Here is a 21,326-nt window from a genome sequence, read left to right as displayed (position 1 = left end):
CTGCAACCGCGCGCGACGGACTCGGGCCGCCGACGCGGTCGGGGGATTTGGAACGATCAACTTGTGAGAGCGGCCGATTTCCGCCGCCGCCAGACAGGTGTCGGCCCCAGGCGTGCCAGCGTGAAACCGGGGAAAGGTTGCGAGGTTGTATCGAAAGCCGCTGCGCCTGTCAACGCATCTAGCGCGCCGAGGTCTCGTTGACGGCCGCGGGCGATCCGGCCGTGAGCTGCTCCATGATCCAGCGGTCCATGTCGGCCAGCATGGCCGGCGCGATCTCGTGCCCGCAGGGATATTGCCGCAACGACACGTTCATGCCGGCGCTGTGGAACAGCCTCAGATTGCCGCACACTTCGGCGCTGGCATAAACGTGGCTGTCGCGGCCGCAGGCCAGAAACACAGGCACCTTGCGACAATCGCTCAGCCGCCGCAGGGGCGTCTGATTGTTGGGAAACCGCCCGCACAGGGAGAGCACGCCCGCGAAGCGATGGGGATGATCCATCGCCAGGCGGAAGGCCATCGTTCCTCCGCAATCGTAACCGGCCACGAACATCCGCCGGGGTGAGATATGAAAGCGGTCCTGGGCCATCTCGATGGCCTCAAACGTGCGTTGCTCGGCCACCGCCCAGTCGGCAGCGGTTTGCGGCCAAGTGTAAGCCGGCTTGCCGGCGGCGCGGTCTTGTCGGCGCGGGCCGCGGGGGGCTACCGCCACGTAATTGCGCATGCTGATCAGCGGCATGACGCGTTTGAGTTGGCTTTCGTCGTCGCTCGCGCCGTGCAGCCACACAACCAGCGGATAGGCATAGTTTGGCTCATAGTGCAGCGGCGCAAACAGCGCCGCAGGCAGTTCTGCGCGGGCGGCCGAATAGTGCGCCGCCTCCAAGTCGCGCAAGGCGCGATGCGGGTTCGTCAGAATATCCGGAGCGGGCAAAGCGGATTGCAAGCGATTGGTAAGCATCGTGTTCCCGGTGAGGGTTCAGGCGAACAAGGTTGCGGACTTTAATCAACGGGCGCGGGACTGTCAACGGCTGTCTTCGGTCTATTCGTTGACGTAGGTCTCCAGAAACCGCGCCAGCCGGTGGAAATCGCTGTCGGGCTCGACGTGCCGGACTTTCGTAACCAGCGTGGTCGGGTCGACCAACTCCTCAAAAGGCACATAGTGCAACTCAAGCTGCCCTTCGACCGAAACCATCACGCCGTTGAGGTTGCGCTCGACCAGCGCCCGATAGGCCCCCACGCCCAACTGGCTGCCCAACATCACGTCGAACGCCAAGGGCCGGGCACAACGCGCTTCGTAGCCGAGCTGCAGGCCGGTCACCTTGCGGTTCTTGCCCGTCTGGCGGTTATATTCCTTGGAGATGAGCTTCGCGAACGTGCGATACATGTTCACCTGCGAGATGGCAATATGCCCGTGTTCGTCGCGCGGAATCCCCTTCAAGAATTCCATCGGCAGGTATTCCGCCAGTCCCTCGGCCATGACGATCACGCCGAAGTCCTTGCCTTCCTTCTCTTCGCGGACACGAAGGGTGGCCACGATGCGGCGCACGACCTCGTCGACCACCATCACCGGACGCTTCGACTTTTCGCCGGTCTTTTCGTCGGCGACCTCCTCCTCGCCGCGATACTTGCCGGTGATGTCTTCGACGCTGACCGCCAGGCTCGCCTCGCCGGAAATGGCCGTGCCATAAGCCAACCAACCGGCGCTGCGGCCCATGACTTCGGTCAAGTAGTAGCTGCGGTTCGCTTCGGCGTCGGCCAGCAGATTGCGGATTTCGCTGGCCAGCGTTTCGACCGCGGTGAAATAGCCGAAGGTGAAGTCGATGCCCATATAATCGTTATCGATGGTCTTCGGCAGATGGACCACCGGGATGCGCTTCGCCTCGGGCGGCAAGTGTTCCTGAAAGAGCTTGAACTTGTTGGCCGATTTGAGCGTGTCGTCGCCGCCGATCGACACCAGCGCGTCGACGCCCAAGGAGAGCAGTGCCTCGTGTACCGTCCTCAAGGCGGCCGTGCGCGCGGGATCGGCCAGGTGATCGGGATGCGAAACGTCGCGGCCGGGGTTCGCGCGTGCCGTGCCGATCAGAATGCCCTGGCTGTTGCGCGTCCGCCTCAGGATTCGGTGCGTTAACTTAATGTAGTCGCGGTCCTCTTCCAGCGGCCGATCGGGCGAATACTCCATCAGGTGCGAATAGCCGTGCATGATGCCCAGCACGTCGATGTCGTTGCGCAAGAACGAAACGGCGGCCGTCGAAATCACGGCGTTGGCAGCCGGCGCGGGTCCGCCGGCAAACAGCAGCGCCACTCGGCGAATTCGCGTGTCCGCATGCGGCGGGCTTCCCAAAGGCGGAACGGATGGGATGGGCATTGGCTGTTACCTCAATCGCTCGAACGAATACCATGATTTGGGATTTTCGATTTTGGGATTTTCGATTTCAGAAATCCAAAATCGAAAATCCAAGATCACCTTCAACTCGCCCACGTCCGCTCGATAAACGTCGTATCGACCTGGCCGTCGACAAACGCCGAATGCCGGAGGATATCGAGCAGCCGCGGAACCGTGGTCTTGATCCCTTCAATTCGCAACTCGCTCAGCGCCCTCTGCATCGAGCTGATGGCCGCCTCGCGCGTCGCCTGGTGAACGATCAACTTGCCGATCATCGAGTCGTAATGGGGCGAGACGACGTAGCCCGTATGAACGTGCGAGTCGAAACGCACCCCAAAACCTCCCGGCACGATGATCCGTTCGATTTTACCAGGAGACGGCTGAAAATTCCGCTGGGGATCCTCGGCATTGATGCGGCACTCGATGGCCACGCCCGAGACCCGCACGTGTTCCTGCTTCCACGGCAGCGGCTCGCCCGCCGCCACCCGCAGTTGGGCCTTGATCAGGTCGATGCCCGTCACCATCTCGGTCACCGGGTGCTCGACCTGAATGCGGGCGTTGACTTCGATGAAATAAAAGTTGTGCTGGCGGTCGACGATGAACTCGACCGTGCCGGCGTTCGTGTAGCCCGCCATTCTGATCAGCCGCACAGCCGCTTCGCAGATCGCCTGGCGCACGTCGCCGGGCAAATGCGGCGCGGGACTCTCTTCGATCACCTTTTGGTGGCGGCGCTGCAGGGTGCAATCGCGCTCCCAGAGATGAATCGCGTTGCCGTGATGGTCGGCGATGATCTGCACTTCCACATGCCGCGGATGCTCGATGTACTTTTCCAGGTAAATGCTGGCGTCGCCGAAGGCGGCCTGGGCCTCGGCTTGGGCCTGTTGAATGGCGCTTTTCAGGGCCAGATCGTTCAGGGCCACGCGCATGCCGCGGCCGCCCCCTCCGGCCGAAGCCTTGATGAGCACAGGAAAGCCGATCTCGTGCGCCACTTGGATCGCCTGCCGCTCGTCGGAAATCAGTCCATCGCTGCCGGGCACGGTGGGCACCTTCGCCTCGCGGGCCAGTTTGCGGGCTTCGTTCTTGTCGCCCAGCTTGCGCATTGCGTCGTGCGTTGGGCCGATGAAGTCGATATTGCAGCTCCGGCAGACTTCGTTGAAGTGGGCGTTCTCCGAGAGAAAGCCGTAGCCGGGGTGGATCGCCTGCACGTTGCCGATCTCGGCGGCACTGATCACGCGGTCGATCTTCAGGTAGCTCTCGATGCTCTTGGCCGGGCCGACGCAGTAAGCTTCGTCGGCCAACTCCAGGTATTGCGCGCCCCGGTCGGCCTCGCTGTAGATGGCCACCGTTTCGATGCCCATTTCGCGGCAGGCGCGGATGATGCGCAGCGCAATTTCGCCGCGATTGGCAACCAGGATTCTCTTATACATCGTCCGGCCTCAGTCCGCGCGCCGCGTCAATGACGGGTGTCAACTTTGAACAACGGCTGGCCATATTCGACGGCATCGCCGTTTTGAGCCAGCACGGCCACGATCTGCCCCGAAACGCCGGCGGGAATCTCGTTGAAGACCTTCATCGCCTCGATGATGCAGACCGTCGAATCGGGGCCAATGTGGTCGCCGACCTTGACGAAGGGAGGCGCCTCGGGGCTCGGTGAGGTGAAAAAAGTGCCCACCATGATGCTCTTGATATAGGCCACATACGCTTCGTCGGCCGGTTTTTGCGGGGCCTGCTGCTGCGGCGGCTGGACCGCGGGCGCGGCGGCAGCCGGCGCGGCCGCCGGGGCCGCGGGAGCAATCATCGTTTCCTGCCCCTTTCGCAGCCGGATGCGCACTTCGGCGTCGCGCAGGTCGATCTCGGTCAGACCGTGCTCGTTCATCAGCTCGACGAGTCGGCGAATCTTACGCATATCGAACACGTCGCCCGCATTGGGCGGTTGACTGGCCATGCCAGAAGTTCTCCAATAGGTGTTAGCTTTACGCGGTTCGCTTCTTCACTGCACCACCGCCTCAGCGAGCTGCCTGGGGCAGCTTGTCAGCACTTCGTGGCCCCGCCGCGTGACGAGCACGTCGTCTTCAATGCGGACCCCTCCCCAGCCCGGCAGATAAATCCCCGGCTCGACGGTCACTACCATGCCGGGTTCGAGCGGCTTTTCGTTGAGCTCGCTCAGCCGTGGCAGTTCGTGGACGTTGAGGCCGATTCCATGTCCGAGGCCATGACCAAAATACTTGCCAAAGCCCGCGTCGGCAATGACGCCGCGGCCGATGCTATCGATTTCCTGGCCGGTCTTGCCGGGCGCGACGGCGGCGATCGCCTGCTGCTGTGCCTGTAACACAACTCCATACACGCGTTCGAGTTTGGGCGAGATTCTACCGGTGAGCAAAACACGGGTCAAGTCGCTCTTGTATCCTCGCCCGCTGGCTCCCCAATCGACCAGCAACAGATTGGCCCCGTCGACCGGTTCGTCTGTCGGCCTGGCATGGGGCAAGGCCGCTCGTGGTCCCGCCGCGACAATCGTGGGAAAGCTGCTGGCCACCGCGCCTGCGAGCCGCATTTGGTGATCGAGCTCGTCGGCCAGCTCTTTCTCGGTCCGGGTCAGGCTTAGGTTGGCCCGAAAGGTGGCAAAGGCCCGTTCCGCATAGCCAACGGCCTGGCGGATTTCGTCGATCTCCTGCTTGTCTTTGATCTGGCGAAGCTCCTCGACCAGACCCGATGTGATCAGCAACGACACCTTCGGCAATTCGCTGGCCCACAGGCCGAGCGTAGCCACCGTGAGCGAGTCGCCCTCGATCGCCAGCCGCCGCAGCCGGGCAGACTTGATGACCTTGACCGTCTCGTCGGCGAGCAGCGTCGACCTGGGGCGGATGTGGGCCTTCAGGTCCGGGCACTCCTCTTTTAACTGGACAACGTAGCGGAAGTCGCTGATCATGAGCGACTCTTGGCCGCCGACCAGCAGAAAGCTGTCGTCGCCCGTGAAGCCGCTCAGGTAGCTCACGTTCGTCGGATTGCTGACCAATACAGCTTCGGCGCCCTGTTTCTTGACCAGCTTCGTCAATCGGGCGCGCCGGCCGGCGAATCGCGTCATTTGCCGACCTCATATTCGGCGGTCACGGTCGTGCTGATTCCGCCGCGCGGCGTGAATGCCGCATTCAACCGCATCCACCGCGGCCCGGTCGCGGCCACCAGGTCGTCGAGAATCCGGTTGGTCGCGTGCTCGTAGAAGACGCCTTCATTGCGAAACTGTTGCAGATAGAGCTTGAGGCTTTTCAGCTCCACGCACTTGGCCGCGGGCGAATAGGTGATGGTGAGCGTGCCGAAATCGGGTTGGCCCGTCTTGGGGCAGACCGACGTGAATTCCGGGCAGACGATCTCGATCACGTATTCTCGCTGTGGGAATTGGTTGTCGAAGGTTTCGAGCGCGGCCCGAAAATCTTTAGGCATGGCCGGTCCTTAATCTTGTCCTGTTCTTCGTCAGTCATTAAGCCACGGCACGCCAGTCGGCTGGAGCGGCTGTTTCAGTGTACGGCCCACCGCCGCGGGCCGCCACTCCCCAGGTTCGGCCGCAGGCCGCCAGGGTTGCGCCTTTTTTTGCGGCCGCGGTTCTGGCATGATGAATCCTAGATGCGTATCGCGGAAATCTATTTGTCGATCCAAGGCGAGGGCCTGCTGACGGGCGCCGAAAGCGTCTTCGTGCGCGCCAGCGGCTGCAACCTGCGCTGCTGGTTCTGCGATACGCCCTTCGCTTCCTGGTCGCCCGAAGGCGAAGACCTGTCGGTGCCCGAAATCCTCGACCGCGTCGACGAATATCATTCGCGGCACGTGGTGCTGACGGGCGGAGAACCCATGCTCTTCGCCGAGGTGATTCCGCTGGCCGACGGATTGCGCGAGCGCGGCTTGCACATCACCATCGAAACAGCGGGCACGCTCGACCTGCCGGTGGCCTGCGACCTGATGTCGATCAGCCCCAAGTTGTCGAACTCGGCGCCCAAAGCGCGCACCAACCCTCGTTGGCACCGCCGGCACGAGCAGACGCGGCACGCCCCGGACGTGGTCCGCCGCCTAGTGCGCGACTATCCCTATCAGGTGAAGTTCGTAGTCGATCAGCCCAGCGATTGCCGGGAGGCCGAGGCTTATCTGCGGGGTTTGCCCGAAATCGATCGATCGCGCGTGCTCTTGATGCCCCAAGGAACGGACGCCGAGCAGCTTGCCCGGCGGGGCCATTGGCTGCGGGAGTATTGCGAAGGCGCCGGCGTCCGCTTTTGTCCGCGCCGTCAAATCGAGTGGTTCGGGCTGATGCGGGGGACGTGAGTAGCGTGCGAGAGAGCGAGCCTGCGGACAATTTTTCTTCCGATCAAGCCGGTGCGCTGGTGGTGCTCAGATCCCGGCCGCGGAGCGGCCACGGAGTTTGTCGAAAGCGCAACACTAAAACTTGCGATTCGGGTTGATGTGGGCGAGCGACACAACTTTAAGACACTGCCACAGGACCGATAGTGATACCATGTACCTGAGGCCAGTTTTGTTCCGACCGGATGCCGCCCGCTTGCCGAGCTTCAACTGGAGAACGGGCCGAGCGCGCGGCTCTGCCCCAGCCACCGCGATTTGTCTCTACGACCGCCGCGTACCGTTGTAGAATGTCAGGCGTTGTCACTTGCCGCTTGGTCCTGAGGCCCGCAATTCTTGCCCGACCGACGCCTTCAACTTGGTGCGACATTGCGTGACAGCCTCGCAAAAGCCGGGCAACTGGGCCGCGGCGCCGCCGGCGGGGTCAACGCCTTGCTTTTCCCTCCGCGCTGCGCGATGTGCGATGCCGAGCTCGACGCCGCATGTCCGGCGCGGCTCTGTGCCGCCTGTCAGTTTCGGCTCGTTCCGGCCGCCGCACCTCGGTGCCCGCGATGCGCCTTGTCGTTGCGGCAGGCGCCGGTCACCGAGGACGGTTGTCCGCAGTGCGTCGCCGAGCGGTTTCACTTTTCACGGACGTGGGCCATCGGCGACTATGCCGGCGAGCTGCGCGAGGCGGTGCTGCGCATGAAGCATGCCCAGGAAGAGCCGCTTTCGGCGGCGCTGGCCGAGCTCGTCTGGGAGCGGCTCGGCGACGGTCTGCGGGCATGGCAAGCCGATCTCGTCGCCCCCGTGCCGATGCACTGGCTGCGATGCTGGTGGCGGGGAACGAACAGCGCCTCGATTCTGGCCGAGGTATTGGCCCGCCGGTTGCGCGTCGCCGTTCGCACGCGGCACGTCGTGCGCCGCCGCTTCACTCGCCCGCAAAGCGGCTTATCGCCGGCCGAGCGCCTGGCGAACGTGCGCGGGGCGTTTCGTCTGCGCCGGCCGGCGGGTTTGGAGGGCCAGGCGGTGTTCCTGGTCGACGACATCATGACCACCGCCGCCACCACGAACGAGATTGCCCGGCTGCTCGTTCGCGCCGGAGCGCGGGCCGTGGGCGTGGTGGTCGTGGCGCGGACGGACGACCGGTGACCGCTATGGTTTGCTTCTGTTGCGAAGCCGGTCCGGTGGTATATTGACGGTTTGCCACAACCGTTCCGGGCAGGCGAAGCCGGGGTCGGTGCATTCTCTTTTCCAGGCAGACCGAATGATGCAAACTCGCTTTTGCTTTTGCGGCGTGATGGGCTTAGGGCTTGTGGTCTTGGCGGGGTGCGGCCATGCAGCGTCGCAGCAGCCGTCGTTACCCGCCGGACCGCGCGAGGCATGGCATGCCGTCTACCACAAGGGAAAATGGACCGGTTATCTCCATCAGGTCGAGCGATACGAGACGCAGGGGTCGCAGCCGGTGCTGGTCGCCACGATCGATAGCCGCACCTCGATGAAGCGGAACGGCGAAGGCACGGAGGTGACCATGAAAATCGAGAGCGTCGAGACGACCGACGGCCGGTTGATCTCCTTCCGCGACGAAACCTTGCTGGGCGCCAGTCCGACGATTACCAAAGGCCGCGTCGAGGGCCACACGCTCACGCTCACGACCGAAGTCGCCGGCAAAACCAGCACCCGCACGCTCGAATGGCCGGACGATGCGCGCGGTTTCCTCGCCGTGGATCAAAGCCTGTTGCACAAGCCGATGCTGCCCGGCGAACGCCGTAAGCTGCGTTACCTCGTGCCGGTCCTGAACAGTCTTTGCACCGAGGAACTAGAGGCCCTGGACTACGAGTCGACGGAGTTCTTGTCGGGCATGAAGGACCTGTTGCGGATCGATTCGACGGTCACGCTCGACGGAGGGATCACCTTGAACAGCGTGCGCTGGACCGATCGCAACGGCGACACGATGAAGACCGAGTTCTGGGCGATGAAGCAGGTGACCTATCGCACATCGAAAGAAGACGCGATGGGCAAAGACCGTGGCCTGGCCTTTGACATTTTCGATGAATCGCTGGTGCCTTTGGCCCATCCGCTGGAAAACTCCCGGTCGTTGCGGCGCGTGCGGTACAAGGTGGAATTGGACGACGCGGACCCGGTGGCGCGGTTTGCGGCCGGGCCGACGCAACAGGTGGAATCAACCGGACCCCATACGGCCGAGATCACGGTCACGTCGATCGACCCACAGAAGCCGTCCTGCCCAGGCGACGCCAGTCAGCCAACGGACGCGGACCGGGAGCCGAACGAAACCATCCAGAGCGACGATGCGGGGGTGCTGAGACTGGCCCGCGAGGCGGCCGCCGGCAAGGAAAAGCCCGCCGAAGTCGCATTGGCCCTGGAAAAGTTCGTCTATCAAAAGATGCAGAAGAAGAACTACAAGACGCCTCTGGCGACCGCCGCCGACGTGGCGCAAACCTTGGAAGGCGATTGCACCGAGCACGCGGTGTTGCTGGCAGCCCTGGCACGCGCGTCGGGCATCCCCGCCCGTGTGGCGATGGGACTGGTCTATGCCCCCAATCACCAGGGCTTTGCCTATCACATGTGGACGGAGATGTATCTTGGCGACTGCTGGGTGCCGCTTGATGCCACGCTGGGCGAGGGCCTGGTGCCGGCCGATCACATCAAGCTGGCCGACTCGAATTTGTCGACGGGCTTGGCCAGCTTCCTGGCACTGGTCAACGTCATCGGGCAATTGAAGATTGAGGTCGTCAGTGCGGAGTAGGGTTCAGGGTTCAGGGTTCAGGGTTTTCCCCAGATACCGCCGGTTAAAGATTTCCGGGTCAAACGGATCAACCGGCACGTATTCCGAGTTTGTCATGCTGCGATGGCGTGCGGCCTCTGGCTCCGGCGGCTCCTCGGAGTCGCCTTCCAACTCTTCGACTGCCGAGGTGAGCGTGATTTCCGCGTCGGGTTTAGAGGCGGTTGGCTTGTTGGCCTCGCTTTTCTTTTTCGCACGTCCCTGCGAGCCAGCAACGGGTTCAGGCGGCGATTGCTCGTCGTCCTTGGGTTCGGCGGGTTTGCGTTGCCGGGTGGCGTCGTAGACCCAGGCCACAAGCTGGCGATATTGGGAGGCTTCGCGCCCGGAGAAAATCGGCCCGCGCAGTTTGCCGTGCGGCCGGGTCGGCTGCCGCAAAAGGGGGCTTTCGGCCGGTCGGTCGGCATCGACCACCTGCCACACCGCGTACAGGTTTCGCTGCGTCCGTCGGCGGTTCACCGGTTCGCCCAGCGAAAGCCGGAACAGCCGCAGCTTGCCCTGCGACCGGGGACCGTGGCAGCCCGAAGTCGTGCAGGTGTTCACCAGCAGCGGCTGGACGGTCGAGGTAAACGTCTCGACGGCATGACTCGGTAGGCCGCGGACCAGCCGGTCGAGCTCTTCGTTCGAGGGTCCGGAGTCGGCGACGGGACGAGCGGGGGCCGGTTCCACGTCGCGCCGCTGGGCCAACTCCAGCCGGCGCTGAATCAGCCCGATGCGGGGGTGCCGCGGGTCGAGCGACATGGCCAACGCAAGCTGCCGCGAGCCTTGCTCGACCAGCTTCTGCTCCACGCACCATTCGGCCAGATCGAGATGGTCTCGCAATTCGCCGGGGCGGAGCCGGGCTTGCTTCTCTTCGTACAGCTCTTCCACCCGCCGGGCCACCTTTTCCACCTCGTTCGCCTTCAACCGTATCTCGCCGCGCGGCAGCGAGACATAATAATAGTCGCCGGCACGGGCGATCTTGCCCGACAGCACCTGGCCGTTCCGCAGCAGAACGACGCCGTCGATGGGCGAGAGTTGCAGCGGCTCGGCGGCGGCCCGGCGGCTGGCCGGATCGGCGGTGAGGGCGAACAGCAGAATCAGGACGGCTTGGCGGCAGCGCATGGCGGCGGGAGGGTAGGGAAAACCGCGGTTGGCGTCAAGCGTGGTGAATTGCTCCCGCAGTCGCGAGAGGTTATTCTGGAGCATGGCCCTCGATTCGCCACCCCAGTTCGAGCACCTGTTCGGGCAGACGGTCGTCCTCGACCTGAGTAGCCCTTACGTCTACTTGGGCCGGCTGGTGGAAAGCCAGGGCGAGTTTTTGCTGTTGTCGGACGCCGACGTGCATGACCTGCGCGACACGGCAACCACCCGCGAAAAATACGTGCTGGCCGCGCGCGGTCACGGCATTAACGCCAACCGCCGCTGGACGTGGGTCAGCCGCCGCGAAATTGTCGGCATCTCGCGTCTGGACGACATTTTGAGCGAATGAGGGGTTGGGGGCAGCGGACGGCGGCGATTGGGCGATTTTTGGGCGAACCAAGGGCGGCCGGTTGCGTAAATGAGCGAACACGAGCGGCGTGAGGTTCATTATTCGGGACGGGTACAGGGGGTCGGGTTTCGCTATACCACGCGAGAACTGGCCCAGGAGTTTGATGTTTCAGGCTATGTCGAGAATCTGCCGGACGGTCGCGTACAGCTTGTCGCCGAGGGCGAACCCGCCGAGCTCGACCGCTTTCTCGACGCCGTCGCCGAGCGGCTCGAGCGGTATATCGGCGGCGTCCACGTGCGCACGCGGCCGGCCGGCGGCGATTTCAGCGGCTTTTCAGTAAGGCATTAGCCAGGCGTTTCACGTTCAATTTGGTCAACTCGATCACCACAGATTCATGCAGCTAGCGAACCTCATTCCCGCGGACGTTTGGAAACTTTGGAACCGCCTCGACCCGGCGTTGCAGATCGTCATCGTGGGCACATTGGCCCTGGGCGCGCTGTTCGCTTTCTATGGCATCGCACGGCTGCTGTTCCCCAAAGTGATGGCCATTGCCCGCACGACGGCCAAGGAAGGCTGGGCGCATCCGCTGTTCTGGGTGGAACTGGTGTTCGGCGCCATGCTGCTGTGGCTGTTCGTGTTTTTGCCTTACAACACGTTCGGCGAGGACGTGAAGATGGTGAAAGACACGGGCCTGAAGCTGATTACGCTGTTTACGATCGGTCTGTCAGTGTTCACGGCCAGCGTGACGATCGCCGACGAGCTGGAAGGCCGCACCGCCCTGACGTTGTTGTCGAAACCGATCGGGCGGCGGCAGTTCGTGTTCGGCAAGTTTTTGGGAGTGCTCGCTCCGGCGTTCAGCATGTTCGTGATCTTGGGCGTGATCTTTCTGGAGGGGGTAAGCTACAAGGTCAAATACGACGCTCGCGAGACCTCAAACCCCACTCCGACGGCCGAGCAAAAGCGTGCCGAGGTGGTGCAGGTTTCGCCGGGCCTGGTGCTGGCCTTTTTCGAGACAGCCGTGCTCACGTCGATCGCCATCGCCATTTCGACCCGCTGGCCGATGCTGCCCAACCTGATGACCTGTTTTGCCATTTACGTGCTGGGGCACCTGGCCCCGCTACTGGTGCAATCGTCGGTAGGACAGATGCCGCTGGTGACGTTTGTCGGGCGTCTATTGGCGACGATTCTTCCGGCTTTGGAGTATTTCAACGCCGACACGTCGATCGCGGCCGACATCACGATTCCGCTGGAATACCTGGGGCATGCGTTTATCTATTCGGCGATCTACATCACCATCGCCATGCTGGCCGCGCTCTTGATGTTCGAAGACCGCGACCTGGCGTAGGGTGGGAGCGAGCGAGCTTGCGAGCGCCGGCCCACGCTGATTTTGGATTTTGGATTTTGGATTTTCGATTGGCAGAATCCAAAATCCAAAATCCAAAATTGGGGCGCTGGTGGGCCGGCGCTCGCAAGCCCGCTGGCCCCACCCTGGCATGTGCAAAATCGTCAAGAATCGACGAACTTGCCGGTAAGACCGCATTCAGTTGTTTTGTTCCGATGGCAAGTACCACGCCGCGGAGGGCGCGCAAGAGCGCCGTCTGCGACCGATGCGACACGCGCGTCGCATCGATGGCGCTGGCGGGCAAGTGGCGCGCGACCCTCATATAGCGCTGCACCGTGCGGACCGACCCCTCGAAATTCGTCCGCGACCAGCGCAGCCAGCCCTCTTCTTCGCATAGATCGCGCGCCTGGTCGAGCGCGTGCCCGGCCGCCACGACGTGCGCCATCGCGGCGCCGGCCGCCGCCACCGCCCAGCGGTGGCTGCGGTTGGACCAGGCGCAGGGCATCGCGGACGAACGGCCCCGAGGCCAACCACTAACCACTAACCACTAACCACTAACCGCTAACCACTAACCGCTAACCACTAACCGCTAACCGCCTGCGCTTGCGGCCCGCACTTTGGCCGCGCGCGGCCGGACCGGCGACGGCACTTTGGCCGCGCGCGGCCGAACTGGCGACGGCACTTTGGCAGCGTGCTGCCAAACTGGCTGTGTCCGGCTCCGGTTCGTCCGTCTGCACGATCGCCGCAAGTGCTTTCAGAGCCTGGAGTTGCGACGAGAAGACCTCGCGGCGCTGCGCGGTCAGCCGCGACCAGTTGCGGGCGAGCTGCATGTAGGTGCGCGCGGTCCGCGGCGAGAGCCGCTGGTCTTTGTCCTGTTGGAAGTGCCACAGAGCGAGGCAAAGTTGGCCGCAATGCGCCGCAGCGTGGGACGCAGCCCCTAGGGAAGCGGGCCGTGGAATGAACGCACGGTACACCCGCCGGATTTACGGCCGCTTCAGCCCGGGCAAGGACGGCGTTCCGCCCTTCGAAACGTTGTCTTTTGGCGAAAGCGCCGAGGTGACCTCCCTGGAGTGCTCGCTCGTCTTCTTTGATCGGCGCTCGAATCTCTCCTATCCGAACCCCACAAAAGCTGCTGTCGGGCAGCAGCGTGCGCTTCTCAACGATCCGAAGCCGCCCAAGGCGATCCATGGAAAGCGGCGAAGCCCGCAGCCGCGCGCGGCCGAACTGGCGACGGCACTTTGGCTGCGCGCAGCCGAACTGGCTGCGTCCGGTGCGGGTTCGTCCGTCTGCACGATCGCCGCAAGTGCTTTCAGGGACTGCCGTTGCGACGAAAAGCCCGCGGGGTGCCGTGCGGTCCGGCATGCTGCTTGCACTATGCAGATTTGCGAACTTGTGTGGAGCTGCTGCCGATTCAGCAAGCAGGAGATGTTTTCATGGCGAAGTACGGTGCCAAAGCGAAGAGCGAAGTGAAAAAGGCGGTCAGCAAGACGAAGAACGGAACGCAACGCCGCGGCAAAAAAAGCAAGGCCCAAAGCCGCAAACAGGCGATCGCCATCGGCCTCTCGAAAGCCCGGAAAAAAGGCGGTAAGGTCCCTCCCAAGAAGAAATCGTCGAAGAGGAAATAGCGACTCGCCGGAAAAGTAAGCCCACGTCGCACGGCGTGAAAAGGCGAGACGGAAAAAGGGCGACGGAGTGTAAGATGCCGCGGCTGTTTCTCCCACCCCCAATTCTGCGCCCCTGTCTTCGTCGCTCCGTCTCTCCCGCTCACTTCTTTTGGCGCACCGCCCGGACGGGCGAAAAGCCGATCGCCACGTACAGCCGGAACTGGGCCTTGTTATAGCCGGTCACGGCCTCCACCAGTTCCTGCCGCGACATGGCAAGCTGCTTGATGCTGTTCAGCACTTCGATCGGCAGCGCGTCGGCGCCCATCAGGCGTTCCAGCTCTTCGCGGAATCCCTGCTCGCTGTCGGCCGTCTGCCGTTGCGTGATGGCGATCTGGGTCCGCTCACCCTGAACGAGGGCGTAGGCGGCCACGACTTCCTGGCGAATGTCGTTTAGCGTCCGCGTGCGCTCGGCGACCGCCTGATTGAGCTGGGCGCGGCGCTCAGCGACGGTGGCGACGTTGCCGACGCCCATGTTTTGCAGCGTCCACAAAGCCATCACGTCGAAGTCTTGTCTGCCCCCAAAGGTGGAAAGCTGCGGCGGAAACAACACGCCCCCTCCGCCGTACGAAGCCGAGCTGTAGCCCAGCATCACCAGCGGAAACAGCGGCCGCGTCTGCTCCTGACGCACCCGCGTGCGAGCGTGGTTGATACTGGCCGATCCTGCCGCCAACTCCGGCCGCCGCCGCTCGGCGGTCCGCAACAGTTGCGGCAAGTCGACGTTTGGATCGACGATCTCCAGTCCCGGAATTGGTCCCTGAGTGGTCTTCAATCGCGTGGCCGTGTCGAGACTCAGCAGCGCCGCCAGCCGCGCCGAAGCCAGTCCCACGCGTTCCTCGGCCCGCTGCACGTCGGTGTGCATCAGGTAGGCTTCGGCCTCGGCCCGGTCCGCGTCGCTCTGCCGGCCGATGCCGGTGACCGCGTAGTGGGTGGTAATGCGGACGATCTCGGCCAGCTCGCGCTGGCTCTGCTTGATGGCCTCCATCCGCGCCTCGGCGGCCAGCAGCTCGAAGTAGCGAATGACGCCTTCCAAGAGCAACGTGTTGGCCGTGGCCCGCGAATCGTACTGCCGGGTGAAAACCTGCTGCCGCACCGCCAGCGGTTCATAGATGGCATCGCCCAGGTGGCTGAAAATGCGGACCATGGGAATGGCCGGGCTCTCGGCGGCCACCGCCCGCGTGCCGCCGCCGAAATAAAGCGAGCTGGTATAGTTGTCTTTGATCTGGCCGTCCGATGCCTGGAAGTTGCCTTGGTGATTGTGGTACATCAGCCCGGCGTTCAAGCTGGGAATGAGCATGGCGCGGGCCTTGGTGTGCAAGGCCAGGGTTTCGCGCACCAACTCGCGGGCCTCGGCCACGGTCGGGTTCGCCGACATAATCAGCCGCAACGTGGTCGGCAGGTCGATCAGGAATTCATTTTCCGATTTGGCCAAGGCGGGCGGAGCGTCGACCGTTTCCGCACGCACGCGCGTCGAGGCTGTGCTTTCCGTGTCGAATTCCGGCGGCGGCAGCCGTTGGATTTCGTCGTCGGGCGGCGGCTGGGGAAACGCCGGCAAACGTTCGCCCTGGGCGCTGCCAGTTCGCTGGGCCGAAGTGAAGGACATCTGCCGCACCTTGGACGAGTTAGCCCGGTCGTGCGGGGCCATGACGGTGCCCGCGGAACTACCTGGAGGCTCACGCCGGGCACCCGCTTGCGGGTGGCCCGCCTGGGCGTTCCAATGTTTCAGCGGCAGGTACGCCGACGAAACTCGATCGGCCTTGTTGATCTTCGCCGCCAATTCCGCGGGCGAAGGCGGTTTGGGAGCGGGCTTCCCGGCGCCGTTGGTGCCAGGGGGCGGCTCGTTCAGCGCGCGTGCCGGCGGCTGACCCAGGGCGACATAGAGTTCGAACTGGGCTCGATTGTATTCCGCGATGGCCTCCAGGTATTCCAGCCGGCCGCGACCCAGCAGCCGCAGGCTGTCGAGCACTTCGATCGGCAGACCTTCGTTGTTTCGCACGCGGAGCAGGTCTTCGTTGAAGGCGTCGAGGCCGGCCCGCACGGCGCTTTCGGCCGTGTCGATCGAAGCAAACCGCACCTGGGCGCGGTCGTAGGCCGCGGCCACCTGCTCGCGCACCAGGTTCAGCGTTTGCAATCGCCGCAAATCGCTCTGGCGAATGCGGCTGCGGGCGATGTCGATCTGCACCTTGTTGCCGATGCCCATGCTTTGCAGCGTCCAATAGGCCAACACGTCGAAATCGGCGCGGCCGCGGTAGTCGCCGAAGCGCGGCGACACCAGGTTGCTGCCGCCGCCCAACGTGCCCGCACTGTAGCCGATGAGCGTGGTCGGCGAAAAAGGCAATACCTGGGCGCCGCGGAGGCTGAGGATGGCCGTTTCGATCGCCACGCGGTCGGCCGACAGCTCAGGACGCCGGAGGTAAGCCAGCCCCAGCAACTGCGGCAGCGTCACCGCGTCGGGCACGATCGGCGTCGGCACCACCCACGACTCGGCGGGCCGCAGCTCGACCGACGGATCGAGGTTAAGTAGTTGCGCCAGCCGGCTGGAGGCGATCATCAGCTCGCCTTCCAGTTCGAGCAGTTCGGCCTCGCGCCGCGCCAGCTCGGTGGCCGCGCGGTCGGCGTCGGCCGGCCGCCCCTTGCCGGTCGAAGCGTACTCCGCTGTGAGCCGGGCGATTTCGGCCGCGTCGTCTCGGACTTTCAGCACAATTGCGCGTCGCCCGGCGGCACGGAGCAAGTCGACATAGGCCACCGCCACTCGCCGGAGCACGTCGTTGCGCGTGGCCTCGCTCACAAACCGCTGCTGGCGGACCGTCTGCCGCGACACGAGGTAGGTCACGACGCCTTGGGCGATGTTCTGGTTCCACATCACTCCGGGCACGTTCACGGTTCCCGGCGCGATGGCGTTGGCACCCAGCCCCAGAAAATTGTCGCTGCGGCTGACGTTGAGAATATGCCCATCCGACTGTTGCAGGTTTCCGCTGTGACTATCAAAGTTCGTGCCCGCGTTCAGATTCGGCAGTATCTGGGCCGCGGCGAACTGCCTGGCGAGATCGCTCGTCCTGACTTGCTCGCGCGCCAGCAGAATCTGCGGATTCCGCACACCGGCCAGATCGAGGGCCGTGGCCAGGTCGATCGGTGTCACTTGGCGGTTACGCAGGCCGTCGGGCAGAGCGACGGCCCCCGTCAGGACCGATTCTGGGCTGGTGGGCGCTGCTTCCTGCTCTTCGGTGATGCGAGGCGGCGGTGGAAGCGGTGCTTCGCGCGGTTGGGCTGCGCGGGCTGCTGACGCCAGCCACAACATGCCCATGGCCAACAGGCACGCCCAGCGGTCCCGTTGAATCACTTGCAGCATGCTGGCCAGCCAATCGAAACAGTGTCACCCTGCCGGAAAAACCGGAACAGCCATCAAAGCTTGTCGGCCGCGAATAATCGCTACCATCATTAAATCTTCGCAGCCTGGGGCCTTGCGGCCTCGCCCAACGCCGATCCCCCCACCTTTGGTGAACTGTCAGAATCTGACAGTTCAGCGGCGGCCGCGTGAAGTATAATACCGTGGAGTATTGTGTGTAGGGTGGGGCAACAGGACATCGGCCGATGAACAAAGCGGTAACGTCGTTGATTTGGAGCGGGCTGGCCGTTTTCGCCGGCGGGCCGACCGTCTGGGCCGATAAGGTTGCGGCAACTGCGAGTACCGCAAACCGCGACGAGTCGGCTGCTCCCGGCGTGCCTTTGGGTACCGAACCGCGGCGCCGCGAGACGGCGCCCCCCCGCTTTCAAGGCGGCCGTTGGTGGTTCCTCTCGCGCGAGAACCGCTGGTTGGTATGGGAAAACGGACGCTGGGTGCCCTATTCGCCCCAGAAGGCCCCGAGGTCAGCCGAGTTCGACCGACGCTTCGCCACTTACCGAGGTTACCAGGTTGGCCAACGACGGCTGCAAACGTCCGAAGGCGGGCAGGCCGAATTGGCCACCGACGAAATCAGCGAGCCGGGGGAAGCCAGCGAGACTTTCGCGGTGGGCGGCATTCCGCGCCGGCAAGAAGAGCGTCGGCACACGGGAATTCGTCGCGCGGCGGAGGAGCAGCAATCCGACTGGTTCAAGTCCGGCTCGCCGTTTGGAAATCGCTATGGCTACGGCAGCGGCTTCGGTTACGGCGGATATGGATACAACAATCCCTACGGATACGGTCCTCGCACCGGCAGCGGGGGCGGATTCTCCTACGGATTCGGTCCCTACGGGGCAGTCGGCGGGCAAACAGGTTCGCAGGCGAGCGGCATGGGCGGGGGCGGCCCAACTCTGATTCGTGCCGAGCCGAGCAGCCTGGGCGCGCCCGGTGAGCTTGGAAAAGGATCCGTCGGTGGCGGCGTCACTCGCGCCGGTCGGCGGAAGCTGGGCGGCAGTGCCGCGTCGTCCGGCAGCCGCGATTGAGGCGGTCCGCGCCCTTTACAAAAAACGTCGCCGCCCTTGTTAGGGTTCGGTCAACTGCCGGGATTCAGGGTTCGCTGTCTATCATTCGCGGTATAGAATCAGGTATTCGCCAAAGGCACGCTAAAAAATCCCCGACCAAATGCATCACACCGATTGTCGTTCGTGTTTTTCGCGCCGCGAGTTGCTCGCGCGATCGGGCATGGGCCTGGGCCTGCTGGGCGCGATCGGGCATGGGCCTGGGCCTGCTGGGCCTGGCCGGTGTCCTTTCGGCTGAAGGCTGGCTGACGCCGACGGAGGCGGCTACGAGCTATGCCAACCCGATGGCACCCAAGCAGCCGCATTTCCCCGTCCGTGCCAAGCACGTAATTCACCTCTTCATGAACGGCGGGCCGAACCATGTCGATACCTTCGATCCAAGGCCCTCGCTGGCGAAATACGCCGGGCAAAACCTGCCCACCGAGAACTTGCGGACGGAACGCAAAACTGGCGCGGCTTTCCCCTCGCCGTTCAAGTTCAACAAGTACGGCCAGAGCGGCATCGAGGTGAGCGAGCTGTTCGCCAATGTGGGCGACTGCATCGACGAGATCGCGGTCATCCGCGCGATGCACGCCGTTGATTCGTCAACGACTCGTGGAAGGCGGATTTCAAGAAACGCTTGACGGAAAGAAGCGGGCCGACCCACCGGTCGAGAAACTTCTTTCTGGGAAACAGGAGGCCAAGATCATCGGGACTCGTTTGGGGCCGCCGCCTCGTCTGTTCGCCGTCGTGCCAGCCGCCGATGGCGATGGCCGTTTCGACGTGCGTGCCGAGCTCCACCAAGCTCACCTTCCGCACTTGGGGAAACGCGCCGTCGCCGCGGCCTCCCGTCGACCGGCCAAACACGGCGTTGGCCTCGCTGTCTGGCACATCCGCCCGCAGCAGATCCGGCAACGTCCACCCGCCGGCCGCTCCCATCGCGGCGAGGGTGCCGATCCGCAGCACATCGCGTCGCGAGATGCCGTCGCAGAAATCACGAGTGGAATGGGGACGCCCCGCAATCGTCAACATGCTCGAGCTCCAGGATAAGGCGATCATTTCCAGTGATCAGCTACCGTCATTGCGATGTTCCCCGCGATGCCTGCCGCCAGGCTTGACAGATAAACGCTTGCCCACAACCAGTACCGCCACGACCTGCCGCGACGAGCCTCGATCGCCATTGGAATGCTCGCGCAAACGCACAGCAGAAAAACGATAGCGATAGCCTTACTGCGCTCCCAAGCGACCACCGCATTCGAGAGCCAAAATAAGTTCGGAGCGAAATAGACGAAATAAGGGCTTTCCATCCACGTGAAGGGCCAGATCCGCTTGTAATAAGGGGGCGGCATCCCAGCATGCTACCGCGCCGCAGTAACGCTTGCAAAATCTCTGAATTGAAAATGATGCGCTACTGGAGTCTCACCCTCGTCGGTTCGACACGCCGATGCGGCATAGCCAAGGCGGTTGATGCCACCTCCGCGCGTACACTGGCCCCAAAGTTGCTGGCGGACCGTCGTGCCCACCGTTGGCGACGTCGATTGCGGTGGGCCGGCGCTCGCAAGCTCGCTCGCTCCCACCCTACAGACGACAGTTGGTGATCTGCGTCTCCAGAATCGCGCTCGCGCCCAGCGTCTCCAGCCGCTCCATGATGGCGATCACTTCGCTGCGCCGCACCATCACGCGGATGGCGCACCAGTCGCGGTCTTCCAAGGCGCTGATCGTGGGCGAGTTGAAGCCCGGCGTGATCTTCTCGGCTTCGGCCAGTTTGCTGCGCGGCACGTTGTATTCCAACAGCGACCAGCTTCGCGCGATCACCACGCCTTCCAGCCGCCGCACCACGCGGTCTGCCAACTCGGTCTGGCGGCAGTTCCGGCCCTGAATCAGCACCGTTTGATAGCGGCCGATCTCGTCCAGAATCCGAAGCTGATTGGCCGCCAGCGTGCTGCCCGTCTCGACCAGATCGACGATCGCCTCGGCCACGCCCAGCGCCACCATCACTTCCACGGAACCCGACAGCGTCACCAGGTGGGCCGTCGCGCCGTGCCGCTCGAGATAAGCCTCGGTGTTGCGCGGGAAGCTGGTGGCGATGCGGCAGCCGTGGAGCTCGCTCGGTTTCCGGATCGGGCTGTCTTCGGGCACGCACACGGCCAGGCGGCATTGGCCCACGCCCAAATCGAGCCGCTCGGCGACGTCGGCCCCACTCTCGGCGATCAGATCGCTGCCGGTGATGCCCATGTCGATGGCGCCCTCGGCACAGAGGACGGGAATATCGTCGGTGCGCAGAAAGGTGACGTCGATGGGAACGTCGCGGCAACGCGCGAACAGGCTCCGCTCCGAACGCCGGAAGCTCAGCCCGGCCTCTTTGAGCAGCTCGGCGGCCAGCTCGGAAAGCCGGCCCTTGCTGGGAACGCCAATGCGGAAGGTGGTCAGGGACATTTTGGATTTTGGATTTTGGATTGGTTAGGCGTCAGGTTTCAGGCATCGGGCGTCAGGCGCCATGTTGCTTGTCCTGAGCCGGACGCCTGACGCCTGATGCGCGGAAGCCGTTCATTGGTCCCGCCCTACGGAGACGCGACGGTCCACCGCGCCAATGACAAATTTGCAATTCGCAATTTGCAATTTGAAATCGTTGCCGCGGCCTGGGATTGGACCCGAACCGACTATTGCAAATTGCGAATTGCAAATTGCAAATTGCAAATTGTGGCTCGGGCCTGGTTTCACCCTACGCTTCTTTCTCGATGCGGATTTTCAGGTCCCGGAGCTGTCGCGCGTCAACCGGGCTGGGGGCCTCGGTCATCAGGTCGGTCGCTTTCTGAGTCTTGGGGAAGGCGATGCAATCGCGAATGTTGTCGAGTCCGCCAAACAGCATCACAAAGCGGTCGATGCCCAAGGCGATGCCGCCGTGCGGCGGGGCGCCG

The 21,326-nt window shown here is 63.7% G+C and carries 22 protein-coding genes; 9 read left to right on the top strand and 13 right to left on the bottom strand.

The genetic code is table 11. The features are described from left to right. Positions 1-178: 178 nt before the first annotated feature. The 6 genes from VNH11_09775 to queF form a co-directional block, all read right to left on the bottom strand. The gene (locus VNH11_09775) at positions 179-955 is read right to left on the bottom strand and encodes an alpha/beta hydrolase-fold protein (protein ID HVA46650.1); all 777 of its coding nucleotides are present in this window, start codon (positions 953-955) and stop codon (positions 179-181) included. A gap of 81 nt (positions 956-1,036) precedes the next feature. Continuing rightward, on the bottom strand, positions 1,037-2,362 hold the full coding sequence (locus tag VNH11_09770; GenBank protein HVA46649.1) for a 6-phosphofructokinase: 1,326 nt from the start codon (positions 2,360-2,362) through the stop codon (positions 1,037-1,039). Positions 2,363-2,463: 101 nt separating this feature from the next. After that, positions 2,464-3,807, bottom strand: a complete 1,344-nt coding sequence (gene accC / locus VNH11_09765) for an acetyl-CoA carboxylase biotin carboxylase subunit (GenBank protein ID HVA46648.1) — start codon at positions 3,805-3,807, stop codon at positions 2,464-2,466. A gap of 26 nt (positions 3,808-3,833) precedes the next feature. Beyond that, positions 3,834-4,325 carry an acetyl-CoA carboxylase biotin carboxyl carrier protein gene (gene accB, locus VNH11_09760; protein ID HVA46647.1) on the bottom strand — a complete coding sequence of 164 codons (492 nt, stop codon included), beginning with the start codon at positions 4,323-4,325 and terminating at the stop codon, positions 3,834-3,836. Positions 4,326-4,370: 45 nt separating this feature from the next. Next, positions 4,371-5,462, bottom strand: a complete 1,092-nt coding sequence (locus VNH11_09755) for a Xaa-Pro peptidase family protein (GenBank protein HVA46646.1) — start codon at positions 5,460-5,462, stop codon at positions 4,371-4,373. Then, positions 5,459-5,818: a preQ(1) synthase gene (gene queF / locus VNH11_09750; protein ID HVA46645.1), complete on the bottom strand. Its 360-nt coding sequence runs from the start codon at positions 5,816-5,818 to the stop codon at positions 5,459-5,461. The genes VNH11_09755 and queF overlap by 4 nt, the downstream gene beginning before the upstream one ends. A 180-nt stretch (positions 5,819-5,998) precedes the next feature. On the opposite strand from queF, the gene VNH11_09745 reads away from it, so the two are divergent. From VNH11_09745 to VNH11_09735, 3 genes are all read left to right on the top strand, one after another. Next, positions 5,999-6,685 (top strand): 7-carboxy-7-deazaguanine synthase QueE, encoded by a 687-nt coding sequence (locus tag VNH11_09745; GenBank protein HVA46644.1) that lies wholly within the window; start codon positions 5,999-6,001, stop codon positions 6,683-6,685. Between the two features lie 402 nt (positions 6,686-7,087). After that, on the top strand, positions 7,088-7,849 hold the full coding sequence (locus tag VNH11_09740; protein HVA46643.1) for a ComF family protein: 762 nt from the start codon (positions 7,088-7,090) through the stop codon (positions 7,847-7,849). Between the two features lie 115 nt (positions 7,850-7,964). Beyond that, on the top strand, positions 7,965-9,464 hold the full coding sequence (locus VNH11_09735) for a transglutaminase domain-containing protein (protein HVA46642.1): 1,500 nt from the start codon (positions 7,965-7,967) through the stop codon (positions 9,462-9,464). A gap of 3 nt (positions 9,465-9,467) precedes the next feature. Here VNH11_09735 and VNH11_09730 read toward each other — a convergent pair whose 3' ends face one another. Beyond that, positions 9,468-10,685 carry a hypothetical protein gene (locus VNH11_09730; protein ID HVA46641.1) on the bottom strand — a complete coding sequence of 406 codons (1,218 nt, stop codon included), beginning with the start codon at positions 10,683-10,685 and terminating at the stop codon, positions 9,468-9,470. Between VNH11_09730 and VNH11_09725 the strand changes: the two genes are divergently transcribed. The 3 genes from VNH11_09725 to VNH11_09715 all read left to right on the top strand — a co-directional run bounded on the left by VNH11_09725 (position 10,684) and on the right by VNH11_09715 (position 12,313). Continuing rightward, positions 10,684-10,968: a hypothetical protein gene (locus VNH11_09725; GenBank protein HVA46640.1), complete on the top strand. Its 285-nt coding sequence runs from the start codon at positions 10,684-10,686 to the stop codon at positions 10,966-10,968. The genes VNH11_09730 and VNH11_09725 overlap by 2 nt on opposite strands. A 69-nt stretch (positions 10,969-11,037) precedes the next feature. Continuing rightward, positions 11,038-11,316 (top strand): acylphosphatase, encoded by a 279-nt coding sequence (locus VNH11_09720; protein ID HVA46639.1) that lies wholly within the window; start codon positions 11,038-11,040, stop codon positions 11,314-11,316. A 46-nt stretch (positions 11,317-11,362) separates the two neighbouring features. Further along, positions 11,363-12,313 (top strand): ABC transporter permease subunit, encoded by a 951-nt coding sequence (locus tag VNH11_09715; GenBank protein HVA46638.1) that lies wholly within the window; start codon positions 11,363-11,365, stop codon positions 12,311-12,313. Positions 12,314-12,885: 572 nt separating this feature from the next. On the opposite strand, the gene VNH11_09710 is transcribed toward VNH11_09715, so the two are convergent. Then, entirely contained in the window at positions 12,886-13,140 is a 255-nt protein-coding gene (locus VNH11_09710; protein ID HVA46637.1) for a hypothetical protein, read from the bottom strand. A gap of 564 nt (positions 13,141-13,704) precedes the next feature. On the opposite strand from VNH11_09710, the gene VNH11_09705 reads away from it, so the two are divergent. Further along, complete coding sequence (locus VNH11_09705; GenBank protein ID HVA46636.1) at positions 13,705-13,935, top strand: DUF6496 domain-containing protein; 231 nt, start codon at positions 13,705-13,707, stop codon at positions 13,933-13,935. A gap of 139 nt (positions 13,936-14,074) precedes the next feature. Here VNH11_09705 and VNH11_09700 read toward each other — a convergent pair whose 3' ends face one another. Then, positions 14,075-17,320, bottom strand: a complete 3,246-nt coding sequence (locus tag VNH11_09700; GenBank protein HVA46635.1) for a TolC family protein — start codon at positions 17,318-17,320, stop codon at positions 14,075-14,077. 242 nt (positions 17,321-17,562) lie between these two features. On the opposite strand from VNH11_09700, the gene VNH11_09695 reads away from it, so the two are divergent. Both VNH11_09695 and VNH11_09690 read left to right on the top strand, forming a co-directional pair. Beyond that, the gene (locus VNH11_09695; GenBank protein ID HVA46634.1) at positions 17,563-18,393 is read left to right on the top strand and encodes a hypothetical protein; all 831 of its coding nucleotides are present in this window, start codon (positions 17,563-17,565) and stop codon (positions 18,391-18,393) included. A 230-nt stretch (positions 18,394-18,623) separates the two neighbouring features. Beyond that, on the top strand, positions 18,624-19,052 hold the full coding sequence (locus VNH11_09690; protein HVA46633.1) for a DUF1501 domain-containing protein: 429 nt from the start codon (positions 18,624-18,626) through the stop codon (positions 19,050-19,052). Here VNH11_09690 and VNH11_09685 read toward each other — a convergent pair. The 4 genes from VNH11_09685 to VNH11_09670 form a co-directional block, all read right to left on the bottom strand. Beyond that, complete coding sequence (locus VNH11_09685) at positions 18,985-19,440, bottom strand: hypothetical protein (GenBank protein ID HVA46632.1); 456 nt, start codon at positions 19,438-19,440, stop codon at positions 18,985-18,987. The genes VNH11_09690 and VNH11_09685 overlap by 68 nt on opposite strands. Positions 19,441-19,463: 23 nt before the next feature. Further along, positions 19,464-19,757, bottom strand: a complete 294-nt coding sequence (locus VNH11_09680; GenBank protein ID HVA46631.1) for a hypothetical protein — start codon at positions 19,755-19,757, stop codon at positions 19,464-19,466. Positions 19,758-19,986: 229 nt separating this feature from the next. Beyond that, positions 19,987-20,844 (bottom strand): ATP phosphoribosyltransferase, encoded by an 858-nt coding sequence (hisG, locus tag VNH11_09675; GenBank protein ID HVA46630.1) that lies wholly within the window; start codon positions 20,842-20,844, stop codon positions 19,987-19,989. Positions 20,845-21,130: 286 nt separating this feature from the next. Continuing rightward, on the bottom strand, positions 21,131-21,326 hold a 196-nt coding region (locus tag VNH11_09670), incomplete at its 5' end, for an amino acid--tRNA ligase-related protein (protein HVA46629.1).

The organism is Pirellulales bacterium, from assembly GCA_035533075.1.
Lineage (GTDB): Bacteria > Planctomycetota > Planctomycetia > Pirellulales > JAICIG01 > DASSFG01.
Note: the sequence above shows the minus strand (reverse complement) of the source record. Positions and strands in the feature narration are given on the sequence as shown.

Excerpts from the sequence above, each read along its gene's own strand:
- VNH11_09725 (HVA46640.1), top strand. The coding sequence starts at position 10,684 with ATGGCCCTCGATTCGCCACCCCAGTTCGAGCACCTGTTCGGGCAGACG.
- VNH11_09730 (HVA46641.1), bottom strand. The coding sequence starts at position 10,685 with ATGCTCCAGAATAACCTCTCGCGACTGCGGGAGCAATTCACCACGCTT.
- accC (HVA46648.1), bottom strand. The coding sequence starts at position 3,807 with ATGTATAAGAGAATCCTGGTTGCCAATCGCGGCGAAATTGCGCTGCGC.
- VNH11_09685 (HVA46632.1), bottom strand. The coding sequence starts at position 19,440 with ATGTTGACGATTGCGGGGCGTCCCCATTCCACTCGTGATTTCTGCGAC.
- VNH11_09680 (HVA46631.1), bottom strand. The coding sequence starts at position 19,757 with ATGCCGCCCCCTTATTACAAGCGGATCTGGCCCTTCACGTGGATGGAA.
- VNH11_09775 (HVA46650.1), bottom strand. The coding sequence starts at position 955 with ATGCTTACCAATCGCTTGCAATCCGCTTTGCCCGCTCCGGATATTCTG.
- VNH11_09700 (HVA46635.1), bottom strand. The coding sequence starts at position 17,320 with ATGCTGCAAGTGATTCAACGGGACCGCTGGGCGTGCCTGTTGGCCATG.
- VNH11_09745 (HVA46644.1), top strand. The coding sequence starts at position 5,999 with ATGCGTATCGCGGAAATCTATTTGTCGATCCAAGGCGAGGGCCTGCTG.
- VNH11_09720 (HVA46639.1), top strand. The coding sequence starts at position 11,038 with ATGAGCGAACACGAGCGGCGTGAGGTTCATTATTCGGGACGGGTACAG.
- VNH11_09695 (HVA46634.1), top strand. The coding sequence starts at position 17,563 with ATGAACAAAGCGGTAACGTCGTTGATTTGGAGCGGGCTGGCCGTTTTC.
- VNH11_09715 (HVA46638.1), top strand. The coding sequence starts at position 11,363 with ATGCAGCTAGCGAACCTCATTCCCGCGGACGTTTGGAAACTTTGGAAC.
- VNH11_09735 (HVA46642.1), top strand. The coding sequence starts at position 7,965 with ATGATGCAAACTCGCTTTTGCTTTTGCGGCGTGATGGGCTTAGGGCTT.
- VNH11_09690 (HVA46633.1), top strand. The coding sequence starts at position 18,624 with ATGGGCCTGGGCCTGCTGGGCCTGGCCGGTGTCCTTTCGGCTGAAGGC.
- VNH11_09770 (HVA46649.1), bottom strand. The coding sequence starts at position 2,362 with ATGCCCATCCCATCCGTTCCGCCTTTGGGAAGCCCGCCGCATGCGGAC.
- queF (HVA46645.1), bottom strand. The coding sequence starts at position 5,818 with ATGCCTAAAGATTTTCGGGCCGCGCTCGAAACCTTCGACAACCAATTC.
- VNH11_09710 (HVA46637.1), bottom strand. The coding sequence starts at position 13,140 with ATGCAGCTCGCCCGCAACTGGTCGCGGCTGACCGCGCAGCGCCGCGAG.
- hisG (HVA46630.1), bottom strand. The coding sequence starts at position 20,844 with ATGTCCCTGACCACCTTCCGCATTGGCGTTCCCAGCAAGGGCCGGCTT.
- accB (HVA46647.1), bottom strand. The coding sequence starts at position 4,325 with ATGGCCAGTCAACCGCCCAATGCGGGCGACGTGTTCGATATGCGTAAG.
- VNH11_09755 (HVA46646.1), bottom strand. The coding sequence starts at position 5,462 with ATGACGCGATTCGCCGGCCGGCGCGCCCGATTGACGAAGCTGGTCAAG.